The 2999-nt window shown below is 70.6% G+C and carries 2 protein-coding genes; both read left to right on the forward strand.

Translation table 11 applies throughout. From position 1 onward, the window contains the following. Positions 1-1821: murein biosynthesis integral membrane protein MurJ (gene murJ / locus G3I65_RS14350; protein ID WP_239071160.1), on the forward strand; the 1821-nt coding region annotated here is incomplete at its 5' end. A gap of 82 nt (positions 1822-1903) precedes the next feature. Then, a partial coding sequence (locus G3I65_RS14355) for a protein kinase family protein (RefSeq protein WP_160696551.1) occupies positions 1904-2999 on the forward strand: 1096 nt, incomplete at its 3' end.

Raw genomic sequence — 2999 nt, forward strand, 5'->3', positions numbered from 1 at the left:
CGGCGGCCGGCGCCGGTGCGGCCGTGGCAGGACGAGGCCCAGCGCCCGCCGGACCCGGAGGCCACGCGGTTCATCCCGCGCACCGCCGGCGTGCCGATGAACTCGCGGTGGCCGGTCGCCGACCCGGACGTCATGCGCCCGTACGACGCGCTGGCGACCCAGGTCATGCCGGCGCTCAAGGGGCCGCTGGTCAAACCCCGGCCGGACGGGGAAGCGCCGGAGGCGCCGGCCAAGGCGCCGTCGCTGGCGAAGGCGTCCGGGCGGATGGCGATCGCGTCGCTGATCAGCCGGATCACCGGCTTCCTGTGGAAGCTGCTGCTGGTCGGCGCGATCGGTCAGGGCATCGCGAACGACTCGTTCAACGTCGCCAACACGATGCCGAACATCATCTTCGAGCTGCTGATGGGTGGCGTGCTCGCCAGCGTGGTGGTGCCGCTGCTGGTGCGCTCGCAGGACGACGACGACGGCGGTGCGGCCTACACCCAGCGGCTGATCACCGTGGCGTTCACGCTGCTGCTGGTCGGCACGGTCATCGCGGTGATCGCCGCACCGGCGTTCACCAGCCTCTACGTCGACAAGTCCGGCAAGGCGAGCGCGGACCTGACCACGGCGTTCGCCTACCTGCTGCTGCCCGAAATCTTCTTCTACGGCGTCTTCGCCCTGCTCTCGGCGGTGCTGAACGCCAAGCAGATCTTCGGCCCCACCGCGTGGGCACCGGTGATCAACAACCTGGTCGTCATCTTCACGATCCTGGTCGTCTGGATCATGCCCGGCGACATCAACACCGCGCAGGTGTCGATCACCGACCCCAAGGTGCTGACGCTGGGCATCGGCGTGACCGGCGGCATCGTCGCGCAGGCGCTGCTGCTGGTGCCGCCGCTGCTGCGGTCCGGCTTCCGGTTCAAGTGGCGCTGGGGCATCGACAAGCAGATGAAGGAGTTCGGCGGCCTCGCGCTGTGGATCCTCGGCTACGTCGCCGTCAGCCAGATCGGCTACACGATCAACACGCGCGTCCTGACCAGCGGTTCACCCGGTGGGGTGACCGCGTACAGCAACGCCTGGCTGCTGTTCCAGCTGCCGTACGGCGTCATCGGCGTGTCGCTGCTGACGGCGATCATGCCGCGGATGAGCCGCGCCGCCGCCGACGGCGACCACAAGAAGCTGATCGGCGACCTCTCGTACGCGTCGCGGATCTCGACGGTGATGCTCGTGCCGATCTCCGCGGTGATGACCGTGGTCGGCGGCTCGATCGGCATCGCGCTGTTCACCTTCGGCAAGGGCACGGTCGAGACCGCCGAGCGGCTCGGCGACGCGCTGGCCATCTCGGCGTTCGCGCTGCTGCCGTACGCGCTGGTCATGCTGCAGATGCGCGTGTTCTACGCGATGAAGGACGCGCGCACGCCGACGCTGATCATGATCGTGATGACGCTGGTCAAGGTGCCGCTGCTGTACCTGTGCCCGGTGCTGCTGTCGCCGGACAACGTCGTGCTCGGCGTGATGATGGTCAACGCGCTGACGTTCGTGGTCGGCGCGATCCTCGGCCAGGTGTGGCTCTGGGTGACGCTGGGTAATCTGCGGAGCAAGCGGGTGATCGGGGTGATCCTCTTCACGGTGGTGGCGAGCGTGCTCGGCGTCGCCGCGGCGTGGGTCGCGGGCAAGCTGGTGCCGGACTCGTTCGGGCCTACTTTCGGCGCGTGGGTGAAACTTCTCCTGCAGAGCGTCGTGGGCATCGTCGTCTCGTTCGGCGTGCTGATGGCGCTGAAGGTGGAGGAGCTGAAGCCGGCCACTTCGAGGTTCACCCGGTTGATCAAGCGCGGGTAACGATTCCGGTACGGATGGCGACGACTCGTGCGTCGTATTCTGGGTACCCTCGACAGCGGGGATCGAGCGGGAGCGAGTGAGGGTGGACACGAGGCGGAGCGAACAGGCGGGGGGTGCGAACCACGTGGGCAAGGCCCAGGTCGGATCGCTGGCCCCCGGGCGTGTGGTCGGCGACGGCCGCTACCGCCTCCTCGCGCAGTTCGGCGTGGACGAGCGGAACGACGCGCACCTCTGGCGGGCCCGTGATGGGCAGCTGAAGCGGGACGTCGCGCTGACCCTGCTGGTCGGCGACCCGGCCGAGCCCGAAGCCGCCCGGCTGGCCCGGCGCACCCTCGAACGCGCCACGCACGCGTCCAAGTTCGGCCACGGCGGCGTCGCCCGCGTGCTGGACGTGCTCGCGCTCGGCAGCGGCATCACCTCCAGCGAAGGCCTGCTCGGCGTCGTCGTCGCGGAGTGGACCAAGGGCAGCGACCTGGTCGACCTCGTCGCGCAGCGGCCGGTGGCGCCCGCCGCGGCCGCGCGGATGGTGCAGGCGCTGGCCGAAGCCGTCGAACAGGCGCACCAGAACGGGCTCGTCCTCGGGCTCGACCACCCGCAGCGCCTCCGCCTGACGCCGAACGGCGCGCTCAAGCTCGCGTTCCCCGGCCCCTTGCCGGAAGCCACCCTCCGCGACGACGTCAAGGCGCTCGGCGCGGTCCTCTACCTGCTGCTGACCGGCCGCTGGGCGCTGCCCGGCGGCCCGCCCGCGATCCCGGCGGCGCCGCTGTCGCCGCAGGGTCGGATCGTCCCGCCCCGCCAGCTGGTGCCGACGGTCCCGGCGGACCTGTCGTCGCTGGCCGTCCGCACGATCGAGGACGGCGGCAACGGCGGCATCCGCACCAGCGCGGCCATCCTCCGGATGCTCGACCAGGTGGCCGAGGAGGAAGAGCGCACCCAGCTGATCAAGGCCGTCGGCGGTGACCCGGCCGAGGGCGAAGGCACCGTCTGGACCACGAAGAAGCCGGTCAAGGACGTCGCCCGGCGGCGCAAGCTCGCGCTCGGCGTCACCGTGCTGGTGGTCGCGACCGTCGTCATCCTCGCCTGGGGCGGGCTGATGCTGATCAACGTCTTCCAGGGCGACTCGAAGGCGAGCGGGCCGACGATCAACGTCGCCGCGCCGCCGGCGTCGAGCCAGCCCG

The organism is Amycolatopsis sp. SID8362 (assembly GCF_010550475.1).
GTDB lineage: Bacteria > Actinomycetota > Actinomycetes > Mycobacteriales > Pseudonocardiaceae > Amycolatopsis > Amycolatopsis eburnea.